This window comes from Thermococcus sp. M36 (assembly GCF_012027355.1).
GTDB lineage: Archaea > Methanobacteriota_B > Thermococci > Thermococcales > Thermococcaceae > Thermococcus.
Genome location: NZ_SNUH01000001.1, coordinates 1,241,883 through 1,256,828, shown reverse-complemented (window position 1 = coordinate 1,256,828; position 14,946 = coordinate 1,241,883). Strand labels below are relative to the sequence as shown.

The window sequence follows — 14,946 nt, the reverse complement described above, 5'->3', positions numbered from 1 at the left end:
TAACGCTTTTAAGTTTTTGCCCTCACTCCCTCCACACTTCAAGCACCATGAAGCGCCTGACGAGGGGATTCGGGTAGAGCTCCCAGCCGATTCCCTCCGTGTTTGCCTCGATTTCCCCGAAAAGGCCGCCCTCGCGGGGGTCAAGGCTCTCGCCATAGATTTTCCCGGAGCGTATCTCGACTTTCATATACCTTGGGAGGCCAACGACAGCCCTGCCGTTCTCTCTGGCGTAGTCAATAGCCCACTTTGTGGTGTAGAGGCCGGAGTAGATCTCCGCTATCCTCACCGGGACGCTGGACTTGCCTATCGCGATTATCTCTATTCCAGTCTCCTCCCAGAATCTCTTTGCCAGTGGCCGCAGGTCCTTGGCCAGGTCTTTCCAGACTTCCTTACCCTTGTCTGTTATCGTGAGTGCATCTATCGTCGGCTCGTCGAGCTTCCTGACCTCAATCCCGCCTATGGTCGAGTCGAGGTGGATCACGTCAGGTTTAACCTCCCTCGCCAGCTCGACCGCAAGATAGGCTTCATCTTTTATCGCCTGCCTGCCGCTCATGTCGTAACTGAATGGGTCAGCGTACCTAGCGAGGCTCAGCGCGGCGGTTCTGTAGGGCTTTTCGACCAGCACAGCTGCAGTCGCTATAAGCCCGACCGGCTCGTAGTCCTCGGTCAGCAGCGCGCCGCCTGTATCTGCCGCAACGATCCTCATGCAAATCACCGTTAACGAGCAATTACCAATATACTCCTCTAAAGTATATAATAAGGGTGATGACAGTGGGTGAGTCTGGCGATATGGTTTATGAAGCTTTGGGTTCATACATTGATGACCTCTGCGGCTCCATATTCGTTGGAACCGCGAGGGGAAAGGCAATCATGTATCTCAGAAAAAAGTACCCCCTCACACCGGAGGATGGCCTACCGTTCATGAACATCTTCTACACCAATGGGGCGCTGGAGATCACTTCCATCTGGAACCGCAGAGGGGAGAGGGGTGCTTTCCTGATAACGGGCGCACCGGAGGGCGTGGAGGTAAGGGACGGGGGCGTAGTATACATAACGTTCCGGTTCGGGAAAGCGGTCGTCTTGGTCACGGTTCACGGCGGCCCGGGACTCGCCAAGACACTGGAGGACGTTACAGAGGAATGCACAGGGGCGGGGAAGAGGCTTATTTCATCAAGGCTCGTCCGCCCATGGGACTGGGGGGTCAGTATCTAAACCTCATCACTCCTCAGAACTCGGCAAATTCATCATCCCTCTAAGCCTTTCCACATCTCTCCTTAAAGAACTTACCGTGTCCTCTCCCGGGGAGGTTACCCCCTCGTAGGCAACGATGATCCTATGAACCTCAGGGTACCGCCCCTCCAGGATGCGCATCATCTCCCCCACAGACAGGAGGAGCCCGGTGTCCCTGTAGATAAGGTACGCACCCAGGGTGTATAAGGCATCCATGTACGCAGTGTATGCCATGTCAAACCGTTTTTCCTCAAGGTAGTGGTCTCCCCTGCGTATATAGCCTGCCATCCGCTCGGTGAGCTCCCTTTCCATACCCAACACCGCGCATGGTTTATAAGGTATCAGTTAATAAACCCCTCGGTGCACTATGAAGGGGGAGGCCGCCGTCTGGGTCACGGTTGTACTTGTGATAGCATACCTGGCATGGATGACGGTTAGTCCCCTAATCACCGCGATGTTCTTTGCCGTCGTCCTCGCGTATGCAGCATACCCACTTCACAGGGCACTGAGTCCGAGGCTGGGCAATGTCCCCTCCGCCCGCCTGCTGACCGCAGGAATGCTTCTAATAGGCGGGATCACCACCTTTAAGCTGCTGATGATATCTGTCCAGGTTGCATCATCCTTCTACCACAGCGTCGTTGACTTCTTCCAGTGGCTCACCAGCCAGCCCCTGCCCGGGGGCGTTATGGGCTTCATCCAGAACTTCTCGGATCAGTTCATCCCAAGGCTCTCTGACTACCTTTCACGGCATGCCTTCTCCCTCCCCATGTACCTTCTCCAGCTCGTGGTGTTCCTTTTTACATTCTACTACACGCTCGCATACTCCGATGAAATAATACGGGAGATCCACCTTTTCATCCCGGAAAAAAACCGCCATCTTGGTGAGGAGATCCTTAAAAGCCTCAACAAAACCCTTGGAGCACTCATCAGGGCGTGGCTCGTCCTCAATGTCGTTAAGGGCGTGCTCATGACACTGGGGTTCATCGCTTTCGGGGTTTCCGACGTATATACAGCGATAGTGGCGGGCTTCCTAACGTTCCTTTTCAGCTTCGTCCCCCTCTTTGAGGGCTGGATGATATGGCTTATCGCGGCTGCATACTTTATCAAAAACGGGGCATACTTCCACGCGGCAGGAATAGCGCTCTACGGGTTCTTCTTCGTCTCCCCCATGCCAGACTACACGGTAAGACCCATGATGGTGGCGAAGGACACCGACCTCGATGAAACTCTGGTTTTCATCGGCATGATAGGCGGAACCTGGGCCATGGGGATTAAGGGCCTCATAATAGGTCCGATAGTTCTCAACCTGCTCCTCGTACTCCTGAAAGAATGGAAGAGGGCAGTGGTCAACGGAGAACCTTCACACCGGCCCTCTCCATCTCCCTCAACGCCATCTCCTCGTCCTCAGGCTTAATGCCCTTAACCGCGTCGCGGAGGAGGTAGGTCTCGAAGCCGTGCTTAACCGCGTCAAGGGAAGTGGCTCTTACGCAGTACTCCGTGGCAACTCCGCAGACATAAACGCGCTTTACACCGTTCTTTTTGAGGATTTCTGCCAAATCTGTGCCCTCAAAGCCAGAGTAGGCCTCCTTATCTGGCTCGGCCGCCTTTGATATTATCACTGCATCCGCGGGCAGTTCAACGACGAACTCCGCTCCTTTCGTCCCCTGAACACAGTGCGCCGGCCAGGGACCACCCCTCTCATTGAAGCTGATGTGGTTAGGTGGGTGCCAGTCACGGGTGGCAACTATAAGGGCACCACGCCTCCGGAACTCCTCGATATAGTGGTTGCACCTGGTGATTATCCTGTCGCCATCCGGAACGGGCAGAGCACCGCCGGGCATGAAGTCCCGCTGCATGTCCACAACTATGAGAGCCTCCTCGGGCATGACCACCACCGGCAGATTTTTTGAAGAACATGTTAAAAACGGTTCGCAGATCAGAACAGCTCACCGTTGATGAACTTCCTCGTCAGCTCGTTCTTGGGCATCTCAAAGATATCCTCTGTTTTCCCAACCTCGATTATCCTCCCAAGGTGTATGTGAGCGACCCTGTCGGCTAGCCTCTTGGCCTGGAACATGTTATGGGTGGAAAACACTATCGTCGTCCCGTTTTCCTTCGCTATCTCCCGCACAATGTCCTCTATTATGCCGGAGTTCGTTGGGTCAAGGTTTGCCGTCGGCTCGTCCATCAGGAGGAGCTTCGGCTCAAGCACTATCGCTCTCGCTATGGCAACGCGCTGCTTCTCGCCGCCGGATAGGGTTTTTGCCTTTCGGTTCTCGTAGCCCTCAAGCCCCACGAGCCTCAGAACATCCTTGACCTTCTGCTCTATCTCTGCCCTTGAATAGCCCCTGAGCCTAAGGCCGTAGGCGACGTTCTTGAAGACCGTGGTGTTGAACATGACGGGGGTCTGGAACACCATCGTTATCCCCCTCCTCAGGCTTCCCGGCCTGTTCCAAGAAACCAGGGCACCGTCAAAGTAGTACTCGCCGGAATCCGGCCTCTCAAGGAGAGCCAGTATCCTGAGGAGGGTGGTTTTCCCGGCCCCGCTGTGCCCCATGATGCAGAATATCTCGCCCTTCCTGACCTTAAGGCTCACGCCGTCCAGGGCAGGCTTCCCTTCGTAGGACTTGGTGATGTTCCTAAGCTCAACAAGGCTCATGCCAGCCACTTCCTCACGAGGTTTGATAGCAGGTTCACGGTTAGGACTATCGCGAGCAGGATTATCCCAAGGGCTATGGCTATGCTGACCTCGGCGCGGACGGTGTACATCTGTATGGCGGTCGTCAGAACCCTCGTGTTGTAGACGCCACCCTTCACGTAGACGTTTCCACCTATCATCAGGGCTATGCCCAGCTCGGAGATGGCTCTGTTGAACGCCGCTATTACGGCGAGGACTATCCCCCCGACGCTCTCCCGCACGACCTGGAAGGACGCCCTGAGCTCGTCGGCACCCAAAGTCAGGGCTAGCTCCCTTATCTCCCCTTCAATCGATTCGAGCGAGCTTATGACGATGCTCATTATTATGGGGGTTATCAAAAGCGCCTGGCCGACGCTTATGCCCATCTCGGTGTAGAGCAGGCCGAAGGAGCCGAGCGGCCCAAGGGGGACGAACATGAGGTAAAGCACCAGCCCCCAGATTACCGTGGGAATACCCATAAAGCCGTTTATCAGGCTTTTGAACAGCCATTTGCCCGGAAAGTCTCTGAGGCCAAAGAGAACCGAGAGCGGCAGCGACCAGACGACGGCCATCAGCGTGGCTATACCCGAGACCTTGATGGAGCGGAGGGCTATCTCGATTACGTAAGGGTCAGTTATCAGGTGAACCGCCTCTGAAAACCCCTGGATTATGTAGTCCCACGCCATCTTGCATCCACCCAGAGATTGGAAAAGAAAATAAAAGGCTTAGCCCTCAACCACCGAGGCTGGGAACTCGAAGAAGTCGTAGGTGGCCTTGTACCTGAACTTCTCGGGACATTCGGTGTATTTGTCGCCATCCTTCATGAAGCCGTACTTGAGAATCCACCTGAAGACATCGCCTTCCTTCTTCTCAAGTACTGGGACAGCCGGGTAGAACAGCGGTCTTCCAAACTCGTCCTTTCCGTACTCCGCTATGGCCTTCTGACCCTCCTCACTGGTCAGCCACTCGGCTAGGAGCATGGCGTCCTCAAAGTCCTTGTCCGGTATCTTGTTGGGGTTGATTATTATTATCGCGTAGACGTTGATGAGCTCCTCCCCCTTGTCAACGAGGACGTCGAGGTCAATCTTGCCCTCCTTCTGGTATTTGAGGTACGTACCTATGTCCGAGAGAGTGTAGGCCTTCCTCTCACTGGTGTAGAGGAGCGTGTTGCCCATTCCTGAGCCCGTCGTGCCGAACCAGCTCTCGTTCTTGAGTTCCTCGAAGTCAAACCCCGCGCTCTTCCAGAGGGCTATCTCCTTGGTGTTGGTTCCTGAACCATCGTCCCTGGAAACCCAGACGAGCCTGTCGGGATGGGATCTTCCGTACTCGACTATCTTCTGGAGGGCCTCCGAAACTGAAAGCCCCCTTATTCCAGCTGGATCGTCTTTAGGGCCGACTATAACGAAGAAGTTGTAGGCGAAGACCTTCCTGTTGACGCCATATCCTTCTTCCATAAATGCCTGCTCCTTCGAGAGCGCGTGGACGAGGATGGCATCGCTGGCACCGTTCTTGGCGTCGAGTATGGCCCCACCGGTTCCCTTGGGTATGAAGCGGAGCTCTATGTTGTACTTCTCCTTGAAGGCCTGGGCAACCACGTTCTCAAGGATTCCAGTGTCGTAGAGGCTGGTGGTGGTTGAGATTGTCAGCACTTTGGGCTTCTCCGCGGGCGTAGCCGTGCTACCGTTCGTCCCACCTATGCAACCGTAGGACACGCCAACCAGAAGAAGAACCAGCATAAGCAGTATACCTGCCCTCTTATTCACAGCAATCACCGTTAGCTGGACGAAGACAGAATTTATAAACATTTTTGTATTATTTAAACGTTTTTGTTTAACAGTCTGCCGAAAAAATTAAGGCTAAAGCTCAAGCCTGTCCCGGAACTTCGACATGTCAACCCCCCTGTCCATACCAAAAAGGTAGGCCAGTATCTTCCTGTCGAGGTCGCCGTAGCGCTCGCGCATGGCATTTATCCCGTCGAGAACGTCCTCACGCTCCCAGCCGAGGGACTGGACAATATGTTCCACCATCTCCTCGAAGAGATCTCCCTCGCTCCCCTCCCGCTCAAGCGCCGCATTGTTCACAACGAGCTTTCCGTCCCGCTCAATGAGGAGGCCGCTCTCGACGGCTTGGGCTATGAACTCCTTGGCCTCTCTCACGCCCATTATCCTCAGACTGAAGGAGAGTATCCCGACCAGTTCGCTCCTCGTGAACTCTCCCGAGCCCTTGTACTCAACGGCACGTCTCAGAGGGTGCACATGACCACCTAACCTTTTTAGGGCCCCGGAATAGATAAACCTTTGCATGTCTCCGTTAGTGGCTTAAACTCCAGAGAGAATTCAGAACGGTGATCCCGATGGAGCAGAGGACGCATAAGTTAACCTCCGAAAGGCTTGTGGGAAGGCCCGTGAAGATTGAGGCCGGCAGAGCTGAGGTGGTCCTGACGACCACGGACGAGATGGCCGTCGATGAATACGGCCTCGTGCACGGCGGCTTCACCTTCGGCTTGGCCGACTACGCGGCAATGCTGGCAGTCAACGAGCCGACGGTCGTCCTTGGGAAAGCGGAAGTAAAGTTCCTCAGGCCCGTTAAGGCCGGTGAAAAGTTGATGGCGAAGGCGGAGATCAAGGAAGACATGGGGCGGAAGAAACTCGTTAAAGCAGAAGTCCTCAACGAGAAAGGGGAGAAGGTCTTCGAGGGGATCTTCCACTGCTACGTCCTGGAGAAGCATGTGCTCGAATGAGCCAAAATTTTTTTAAGCCCTAATATCGTATTCCGATATCGGTGTTCGATATTAAGTACCGTGACTTTCTCACCCTCCACATCCTCCACCACGCGAACGAGGAACCCGTGACCGGCTCGTTCCTGATGGGAGAGCTGGAAAAACACGGTTACCACATAAGTCCGGGGACGATTTACCCACTGCTACACTCCCTGGAAAAAGAGGGACTCCTGAAGAGCCGCTGGGAAGTCAGGAACGGGCGACGGGTGAGGGCCTATGAGATAACGGAAAGGGGCTTGAGCTGGCTGGAGGACGGCAAGAGAAAGCTCAGGGAGCTCTGCACGGAACTTCTGGGGGAATGAGCGATGGAAGAAAGGGAGAAGAAAATCTTCGGCGTGAGCTGGAACGTCTTCCTGCTCGGAATAGTCAGCTTCCTCAACGACATGAGCAGCGAGATGATAACGCCCATAATGCCGAGCTACCTGATGGAGGTCCTGAATGCTGGAAAGCTCCTCAGCGGCTCTGTTATGGGCGCGATAGAGAGCATGAGCTCCCTCTTCAAGGTTGCCTTTGGCTACGTGAGTGATAAGTTCAGGAAGAGGAAGGCCTTTGTCTTCGCCGGTTATGCCCTCTCAACCCTTGCCAAAGGGGCGCTGGCCTTCACCCGCTACTGGTGGGACTTTCTGGCCCTCAGGGCCCTGGACAGGATAGGTAAGGGAATAAGAACGGCTCCAAGGGACGCCCTGATAGCGGAGTCGACCGAGAAGGGAAAGACCGGAAAGTCCTTCGGCTTCCACCGAATGATGGACACCCTCGGGGCCGTTGCAGGCCCCCTCGTTGCCATAGCTCTCATCGAATTCCTCAAGAGCCTTCCCTCTGAGACCATGTACCGCTACATCTTCCTGCTCTCGGCCATTCCAGGGGCAATATCGCTCTTTGTGATAATCCTCTTTGTGAAGGACAGGGGCGGCGAAGTTAAGAAGAAGATCAAGGGGATCTCAACGCTGAGGGACAGAAACCTGCAGCTCTTCCTTGCCGTCGTTGCCATCGGGGCACTGGGGAGGTACAGCTACGCTTTCACGATGTGGAAGGCACAGGAGCTCGGCTACTCCGTTGTCCAGAGCATAGCCTTCTACGCCCTCTTCAACCTCATCTACGCCCTCTCGGCCTACCCAATCGGGGCGTATTCGGACAGTTTTGGAAAGAAGAGAATGATAACCATCGGCTTTGGCGTCGCTGCGCTGGCATCTCTCACCTTCGCCTACGCGAGGGACTTTTCCACGCTCGTCCTTGCGTTCGCCCTCTACGGCCTCTACATAGCTATTGAGGACACGGTTCCAAGGGCGTACATGGCGGACTTGGCTAAAGAGTACGAGAAGGGAACGATAATAGGGGCGTACCATACGGTTTTCGGAGTCTTCGTGTTCCCCGCCTCTGTGATAGCGGGCTGGCTGTGGCAGAGCCACTCGCTGGACGCGGCGTTCATGTTCTCCGTGGCCATGAACCTGCTGGCGCTTCTCATAATGCTAAAACTTCCAGGGAATGACTGAATTTTATCCAATTTTGGCGCCCATTTTTGTTCATTTATTGTCAAAAAGACTAAAAGGAAAGGCCCGCAATGGCAAGCGGTGAGTGGGGTGAGGATTCTCATACTCGGTACAGGCGGGACGATAGCAAGCGCCAAGACAGAGAGGGGCTATCGGGCCTCGCTCAGCATTGACGAAATCCTAGACACAGCCGGGATAAAGAAGGAAGATGGTATTGAAATCGAGACAATGGACGTACTCAACATCGACAGCACCCTGCTGCAGCCCGAGGACTGGGTGTCCATCGGGGAGGCAGTTTTTAAGGCCCTCGACTCCTACGAGGGGATAGTCATAACTCACGGAACTGACACCCTAGCATACACATCCTCAATGCTCAGCTTCATGCTCCACAACGTTCCCATCCCTGTCGTTTTGACCGGTTCCATGCTCCCCGTGACTGAACCGAACAGCGATGCCCCAAGGAACCTCAGAACCGCCATCACCTTCGCGGCAAAGGGCCTGCCCGGTGTGTACGTGGCGTTCATGGACAAGATAATGCTCGGAACCAGGGTCTCAAAGGTCCACTCACTCGGCCTCAACGCGTTCCAGAGCATAAACTACCCCGACGTAGCATACCTCAAGGGAGAGCGGCTGGTGCTGAGGGTGAGGCCAAAAACCCCGGAAGGAGAGCCCTACTTCGACCCCGCTATCGACCCGAATGTCGTCCACCTCCGCCTAACACCTGGCCTCCCTCCCACAGTCTTCATAGAGGTAGCCCAGACGGTCAGTGGGATAGTCCTGGAAGGGTATGGGGCAGGGGGCATACCCTATAGGAAGAGGAACCTCCTCAGGGCTGTGGCGGAGGTCTCGAAGCGAAAGCCCATCGTCATGACGACGCAGGCGGTTTACGGGGGCGTCGACCTCACGAAGTATGAGGTCGGGAGAAAGGCCCTCGACGCTGGGGTGATCCCTGCGGGGGACATGACCAAAGAGGCGGCGCTGACCAAGCTTATGTGGGCCCTGGGCCACACCAAAGACGTAGAGGAGATCAGAAAAATCATGGGAAAGAACATAGCAGGGGAGTTAAGCTCCGAGCTTCCTTAGCTCTTCTTCCCCTATCACGAGCGGCCTCTCGGCCTCAATGACGTAGCTGAGCTCCCACCCCACTTCTCCCCTGTTCATCAGCTCGGCGTAGCGCCTCGCCTTCTCCTCCGCCTCCTCGACGCTCGAAGCCTCGACGATCCTCCTGACGTACCACTTCCTGTCCCCATAGCGGAGCTTGAACTCGGCCATGAACATGGGCATCACCGGAAAAAATTGAGTGGGGAGGTATAAAAAACTAAGGCTCGGCCGCGAGGTAAACCCCATCACGCTTAAAGGCCTCGAAGACTTTTCCTCCCTCTTTTGTCCTCAGCTCAACGAGAACCTTCTTCGGAGCCTTCTCAACCTCTTCCTCAACCTTCCTCGTGCTGAGAACCTGGATGAAGGCATCGCCGAGCCTCTCGAACTCAAAAACTAGCGCATCGTCCTCCCAGCGGTGGCCGCGGTAAGAAACGCCGCCCATTCTAAAAGTAACCCCAAGAACGATTCTCATCAACATTCCTCCAGAGTATTCTTACATCAACCGGTTAGTTATGGAGGGTTAAAAAAGGTTGCTTCAGAGAAAAAGAACGGAAGCTCCATCAGCCTTTTTTCTTCAGCTTAAGAACCTGCTTCGCGAACTCCTCAAGGACTTCTTTTCTCATGCCTTCGAAGAACTTTATCGAGCCCGCGTAGCTATGGCCGCCGCCCTCTATGCCCGCGCTTGGCAGAGCCTCCTGGAGCTTCGGGATTATCTCGTTAAGGTCGAAGCCGTAAGCTGCCATGCCGTCGGCGGCTCTCACAACTGCGAAGTCCGGGCCGTAAGCTAAAGTCAGTATCGGCGCGTCCTCGCCGTACTTCTCCTTGAAGTGGTCGTGGATTAGGCCGGAGAGCTTGCCGGGGCTTGGATAGCTGAACTTCGGGGCAAAGAGCTCGATGTCTATCGTGTTGAACCTTATCCCGTTGGGCAGGACTACGCTCTTGACGTGGGGCAGTGAGGCCCTCAGGGCCTTCTCCTGCTTCTCCTTCACCTCGGGATAGATCGCATTGATGAGCTCCCTGTGCCTCTGGAGGTTGCCCGTTAGGAGGAGTATTTCGTCTATTACGCCGTGTCCGTCCATGAACTTCCAGAAGTAGGCCTCGTGGTCTATGACCTCGGCTATCTTCTTGAGGTCTTCCTCGTCGAGACCTTTCGCTTTCTTTGCTATCTCAAGGTACTGGTAGAACTCCGGGGCCTTGCTCCTGTCGCCGGTTCCAGCGATAGCTGGCAGATGCTTTATCCTGTCCTCAACTTCGGGGTTGATAAAGCGTGCCACCTCAGTCGCGAGCATTCCCGCGGTTAGCTCGTAGTAGCCTCTCTTTATGTGGTGGGGGTTAACGTGGACGTCAACGTAGTCGTCCACCTTTGCCCTGTCCTCGCTCACCCATTCACGCGGGTCATGGTGGTCTATCACGACTATGGGCACGCCGTAGGCCCTTATGCGTTTGTAAGCTGGAATATCCTCGCTGGTTCCGCCGTTGTCAACCACAACGAGGAGCGGCAGTGGGTCGCCGAACTTCTCGTGGTCCTCAACCATAAAGATAATGTCTTTGAGCACGTCCTCCAGCTCGTAGAAGGGAGCCCTGCTCGGCCTCCTCTTGAAGAGCTTCCATCTGGCACCCGAATCCGGAGAGACCTGTTCGATGAGCGGAACTATCGCGTACTCAAGCGCCAGACCGGAGGTGTAGCCGTCGGCATCGGCGTGGTGCCTCAGGAGAATAGGCCTGCCCTCGTATATCGCCCTGCGTATCATGAATGCCGCCTTCATTATCTTGGGCTTCAGGGCCTCAAGAACCTCGCTCTCCACCAGGAAGCCGACGTCCTGTGGCTGCGCCTTCCTGTCGAGCTCCTCCTCTATGCGCCTCTTGACCTCAGCCGCTTCCGGCCCCCAGAGTCTCGCCATGTCGCTGGTTTCAATCTGTATCTCACCGGCGTGGAAGGCCACCTTGCCGATGATCTCCACGACATCGCCCACGTTTATGCTCGGATAGGCCCTGACACCCGGAGCTTCAAAGGCGGCCGCCCATGTTATGCCCGTCCCATCAGTTATCGTGAAGACGGTCGGACCGCCAGTTACCTGTATTTGGGTTACCTTGCCCCTCAGCCTCACGGTCTTGCCCGCCATGTCCTTCTTAAGTTCCACTATGGGCGTCACTGGGAGCTCCTTCTTGACTACAACCTCCTTGTAGTGCTTAAGCGCTGACTCAATGAGGTCAACCTCACGCTTGTCCGGCCTGACGTCGAGAACCTGGACGAGTATCTCCTCCCCCGGTATGTACTCTCTTCCTCCGAGGAGGTCTTTCCTCTTTATGAGGCCGGTAACGTGGGGATTGAGCCTGACGAAGACCCCAAAGCGCTCAACCCGGTCTATGGTGCCCTTGTAGATGTTGCCAACCTCAACGTCCTCGTAGTCGCAGGTCTTGTCGAGGATGTAGACCACCTTGTACTTCCTCATGCAGTCGGAGCAGACCCATGTGGTCTCCATACCCGGTTCCCACGGTTCCTTCACTTTGCCACAGATATCGCAGGCGAGGACGCGGCCGCTTCCGCCACACGTAGGACAGGTGTCGTAAACAGGAACCACACCCTTACCGTGGCACTCTGGACAGGGTATTTCGTCCACCTCGTCCTCGACGCCTATGTAGTCGAGGTTCCTGTATCCCTTCAGCTTGTCCCCAATCTTGAAATCAGCGGGAACGTAGCCCCAGCCCTCGCAGACATGGCACTCCTTCTCGCCTGTCTTGACCTTTCCGGTGCCGCGGCACTCAGGACATTCTTTAACCACCATGAGCATCACCCTAGAAGCCCCTCACTACTGGAGAACTCTTAGGAGGGCTATGACTTATAACCTTTTGTCTCCTCCCCAGCAAAAAACTTCCAGAAAAAGGCCATTGAGAGAGCATAGAGGACTGCCGTTATTATGAAGGGCCAGGTAAGGGAAACGTCAAAGAGCCTGCCGCCGAGATACTGGCCTACCCCAAAGGTAGCCGTCCATGAGAGGTTGTTGAGGGCCATCGCCGTCGAGCGCTCCTCCTTCTTAAAGAGGCCCATCATAAATGAGTTCCAGATGGGGTTGACTATGTTCATCAGGATCGTCCTTACTGTGTAGATGAAGGCCGCGACATAAAAAGCAGGGGAGAGCGGCATTGCCGCTATGAGAATGCTTGCGCTCCCGTTGAAAGAGACCACCGTCTTCACGCTACCGAGCCTATCCGCCACCATAGGAAGGAGAAAAGTCCCCAGCCCCATTATGAACTGCTGGAGCGCAAAGAGCCAGCCTATGCTCTCAAGGCCAGTCCCAAAGCGCTGGTTGAACCAGAGGCCTACGTAGGGTATGGTAACCCCCGCACCCAGACCTATCAAAGCACTGGGAAGGGCAAAGCGGCCTATCCTCAGGAGCAATTCTCTGTTGATACTAAGGGACTTCTCCGAATGTGCCAGCACGGACTTAACAAAGGCGACCAGGAGGAGCCGGAGGGGTATTATAAAGAGCACAAGCGCAAAAACCTCCCTATAGGTAAGGTACCTTGGAAGGAAGCCCGCGAGGACAAGGCCTACCGCGGAACCCATCGTCCCTATCGCCGAGGAGAGGCTGAAGAGATAGTGCCGCTTCTCATCACCAACCTCACCACTCAGGAGGGCCATGTAGGAGGGGCTCTCAAAGGCCATTCCAACTCCCAGCAGGACGCCGCCGGCCACGAGGAAGATCATCGTAGGGTAGAACACCTGCAGCAGCCTCCCGAGGAATATCAGCGAAACGCCGAAGATAACGGCCCTCTTGTAACCGATTCTAGCACCAAGCGGGCCGGAGAAGAGGAGCACGGAGGCTTGGGCCAGCGTCGAGACTGAGAAGACTATGCCGATGTCAGTATAGTCATAGTTCAGGGACTTAAGGTAGAATGGAAATATGAACCAGGCTATGTTACCGCCCAGCCAAGAAATGAAGGAGTACCCCACAAGCAACCATGCGTCCCTGCTGAAGCCACGGTAGTTCTGCAACGGCATGAACGCTTAGATGGATGTCGAGTATATAAAACTTGGCATGTCCCCAAAAAACTTATTAACAAAAAGAGGGATCACTCAGCGTTAAAAATCAAAAGTGGATGATGTTTGCCGTTCAAATAACGCCGCTAAAATCCAAAGGGGAACGGAGGACTCAGGGGCCTCCCATGAACTCGTTGACGGCCTTCCTGGTTTCTGCGTACGTCTTTCCCGCCAGTATTATGACCTTGTAGTTGGGGTTTTTCGGGTTGGGGAGCTCCTTTACAACGTACCCCCTGCTCATAATCTCGCCCTTCAGATCCTCCACGGTGGCGGCACCGTATGTCTGCTCAAGGAGTTCCCACGCCTTGTTGCTGACCCAGCCCCCGATTATTATGACGTTTTTGTTTGAGGGGAGGGAACCCAGCTGGACGTCCTCAAGTATGAAGCTGTAGACGTCCTCAGTCACCTCCACCCTGGGGGCCACCACCGTCACCTTCTTCTTAAGGAGGACAGTCCTGACAAAGCGGTAGCCGTAGATCCCAACGATGTTGCCGTCCTCGTCCTTCTGGAAGGCAGGAACAAGTGAAAGGCCCCAGTCCATTGGGAGTTCAAGGGAGTCCCCATAGTGGACAAAAACCTCCGGAAAGTCCGTGCTGCTCTCGTTCACGTGGAGGTACAGTATGTAAAGGCTGTTCACAGGGTCAATGTCCCAGACCCACTGACCACTGTATATGTCCCCGTCGTGGTACTCCCTTATCTTCTCATAGTACCAGTACGAGTACTGGACTATCTGGGTTCCGAGGGCGCCCTGGAAGAGACCGGTGATATAGAACACAAACAGGTTCCTCACGCCCTGCTGGAGGAGGGCCTGGATGTCGGAGAACGAGGTCAGGTTTTCATAGACCATGTTCCCGTTTGAATCAACGTACATGGCATAGTACACAGATTTGGACATGACGGATATGTCCTTGTGCCCGTCGGGGTACTTCACCTCGACCAGCAACCTTTCGCCGCTTATGTCTATCTCCTTAAACGTCAGCCGCCATTCACCGGCCACTAGGTACTCGTCAGTGGAGTTCTGGGCAGAGAGTTTTTCCTTGTAGGAGTAGAAGTACAGGACGTCCCTTCCATCAACGGTCGTTGAGACAACCCTATAGTCCCCCTCCACGTTCACGTCGAGTGGCGTCGTGTTTTCGTTGAATACTATCTCAATGCTCCTGTCCATGAACTCCGCGGCCTTTTTAGTTGAGTTAAACCCTACACGAGAAAAGTTGACCTGAACAACAATGGTCTTTCCGACGGGCTCGTCCCCAACGTCGAGGCCAACGTCCGGCATGTCCGTCTCGCTGAGCCTGTACACCTGATCACTGTCGGGAATCAGCACGCTGTGGTACTCAACGGGCACGGAGACAGTGGGGGTGTACGTCCCCTGAGAGATGCCCTGAAGAACGAGAAACGCACCCAGCCTCGAACCGGTTATGGCATCTTCCCCTATATGGACGGGAACGCCATTAACGATTTTTGTCGTGGGGAGCACTATTACAGTGTTCGATGAATTCAGGCCCGCTACCGCGGCGTTTACAGGCGCTATCACCAGACCGACCAGCGCCAGCCCCACAAGGAGTGTTAAAATCTTCCTCATCGTGTATCACCGGATTGAAAGTCAATCTTAACATTTATAACATTTCCC

18 protein-coding genes are annotated in these 14,946 nt (G+C 54.9%); 6 read left to right on the top strand and 12 right to left on the bottom strand.

The genetic code is table 11. The features are described 5' to 3' along the window. Positions 1-22 precede the first annotated feature (22 nt). Positions 23-706, bottom strand: coding sequence for a DUF4152 family protein (locus E3E36_RS06940; protein ID WP_167894506.1), 684 nt, complete (start codon positions 704-706; stop codon positions 23-25). 59 nt (positions 707-765) lie between these two features. Here E3E36_RS06940 and E3E36_RS06935 point away from each other — a divergent pair, with 59 nt between their 5' ends. After that, the gene (locus E3E36_RS06935) at positions 766-1,212 is read left to right on the top strand and encodes a hypothetical protein (RefSeq protein ID WP_167894505.1); all 447 of its coding nucleotides are present in this window, start codon (positions 766-768) and stop codon (positions 1,210-1,212) included. Positions 1,213-1,218: 6 nt separating this feature from the next. On the opposite strand, the gene E3E36_RS13285 is transcribed toward E3E36_RS06935, so the two are convergent. Beyond that, complete coding sequence (locus tag E3E36_RS13285; protein ID WP_167894868.1) at positions 1,219-1,542, bottom strand: hypothetical protein; 324 nt, start codon at positions 1,540-1,542, stop codon at positions 1,219-1,221. A gap of 55 nt (positions 1,543-1,597) precedes the next feature. On the opposite strand from E3E36_RS13285, the gene E3E36_RS06925 reads away from it, so the two are divergent. After that, on the top strand, positions 1,598-2,644 hold the full coding sequence (locus E3E36_RS06925) for an AI-2E family transporter (RefSeq protein ID WP_167894504.1): 1,047 nt from the start codon (positions 1,598-1,600) through the stop codon (positions 2,642-2,644). Here E3E36_RS06925 and E3E36_RS06920 read toward each other — a convergent pair. The 5 genes from E3E36_RS06920 to E3E36_RS06900 form a co-directional block, all read right to left on the bottom strand. Beyond that, positions 2,577-3,116, bottom strand: a complete 540-nt coding sequence (locus tag E3E36_RS06920) for a nicotinamidase (protein ID WP_167894867.1) — start codon at positions 3,114-3,116, stop codon at positions 2,577-2,579. The genes E3E36_RS06925 and E3E36_RS06920 overlap by 68 nt on opposite strands. Positions 3,117-3,166: 50 nt before the next feature. Then, positions 3,167-3,889, bottom strand: a complete 723-nt coding sequence (locus E3E36_RS06915) for an ABC transporter ATP-binding protein (RefSeq protein ID WP_167894503.1) — start codon at positions 3,887-3,889, stop codon at positions 3,167-3,169. Beyond that, positions 3,886-4,593, bottom strand: coding sequence for an ABC transporter permease (locus E3E36_RS06910; protein ID WP_167894502.1), 708 nt, complete (start codon positions 4,591-4,593; stop codon positions 3,886-3,888). The genes E3E36_RS06915 and E3E36_RS06910 overlap by 4 nt, the downstream gene beginning before the upstream one ends. A 39-nt stretch (positions 4,594-4,632) precedes the next feature. Continuing rightward, entirely contained in the window at positions 4,633-5,679 is a 1,047-nt protein-coding gene (locus E3E36_RS06905) for a substrate-binding domain-containing protein (RefSeq protein ID WP_342764384.1), read from the bottom strand. An 84-nt stretch (positions 5,680-5,763) separates the two neighbouring features. After that, positions 5,764-6,162, bottom strand: a complete 399-nt coding sequence (locus E3E36_RS06900) for a DUF2240 family protein (RefSeq protein ID WP_167894501.1) — start codon at positions 6,160-6,162, stop codon at positions 5,764-5,766. Between the two features lie 98 nt (positions 6,163-6,260). On the opposite strand from E3E36_RS06900, the gene E3E36_RS06895 reads away from it, so the two are divergent. From E3E36_RS06895 to E3E36_RS06880, 4 genes are all read left to right on the top strand, one after another. Continuing rightward, entirely contained in the window at positions 6,261-6,647 is a 387-nt protein-coding gene (locus E3E36_RS06895; protein ID WP_167894500.1) for a hotdog fold thioesterase, read from the top strand. A gap of 50 nt (positions 6,648-6,697) precedes the next feature. Beyond that, the gene (locus E3E36_RS06890) at positions 6,698-6,988 is read left to right on the top strand and encodes a PadR family transcriptional regulator (protein ID WP_167894865.1); all 291 of its coding nucleotides are present in this window, start codon (positions 6,698-6,700) and stop codon (positions 6,986-6,988) included. A 3-nt stretch (positions 6,989-6,991) separates the two neighbouring features. Continuing rightward, on the top strand, positions 6,992-8,176 hold the full coding sequence (locus tag E3E36_RS06885) for an MFS transporter (RefSeq protein ID WP_167894499.1): 1,185 nt from the start codon (positions 6,992-6,994) through the stop codon (positions 8,174-8,176). An 87-nt stretch (positions 8,177-8,263) separates the two neighbouring features. Further along, positions 8,264-9,256, top strand: coding sequence for an asparaginase (locus E3E36_RS06880; RefSeq protein ID WP_167894498.1), 993 nt, complete (start codon positions 8,264-8,266; stop codon positions 9,254-9,256). Here E3E36_RS06880 and E3E36_RS06875 read toward each other — a convergent pair. The 5 genes from E3E36_RS06875 to E3E36_RS06855 form a co-directional block, all read right to left on the bottom strand. Then, positions 9,236-9,451: a hypothetical protein gene (locus E3E36_RS06875; RefSeq protein ID WP_167894864.1), complete on the bottom strand. Its 216-nt coding sequence runs from the start codon at positions 9,449-9,451 to the stop codon at positions 9,236-9,238. The two genes, E3E36_RS06880 and E3E36_RS06875, sit on opposite strands and share 21 nt — an antisense overlap. A gap of 40 nt (positions 9,452-9,491) precedes the next feature. Next, positions 9,492-9,746, bottom strand: coding sequence for a hypothetical protein (locus E3E36_RS06870; RefSeq protein ID WP_167894497.1), 255 nt, complete (start codon positions 9,744-9,746; stop codon positions 9,492-9,494). 88 nt (positions 9,747-9,834) lie between these two features. Then, on the bottom strand, positions 9,835-12,060 hold the full coding sequence (locus E3E36_RS06865; RefSeq protein ID WP_167894863.1) for a DHH family phosphoesterase: 2,226 nt from the start codon (positions 12,058-12,060) through the stop codon (positions 9,835-9,837). A gap of 47 nt (positions 12,061-12,107) precedes the next feature. After that, positions 12,108-13,277, bottom strand: coding sequence for an MFS transporter (locus E3E36_RS06860; protein WP_167894496.1), 1,170 nt, complete (start codon positions 13,275-13,277; stop codon positions 12,108-12,110). A gap of 151 nt (positions 13,278-13,428) precedes the next feature. After that, positions 13,429-14,898: an S-layer protein gene (locus E3E36_RS06855; RefSeq protein WP_167894495.1), complete on the bottom strand. Its 1,470-nt coding sequence runs from the start codon at positions 14,896-14,898 to the stop codon at positions 13,429-13,431. Positions 14,899-14,946 lie beyond the last annotated feature (48 nt).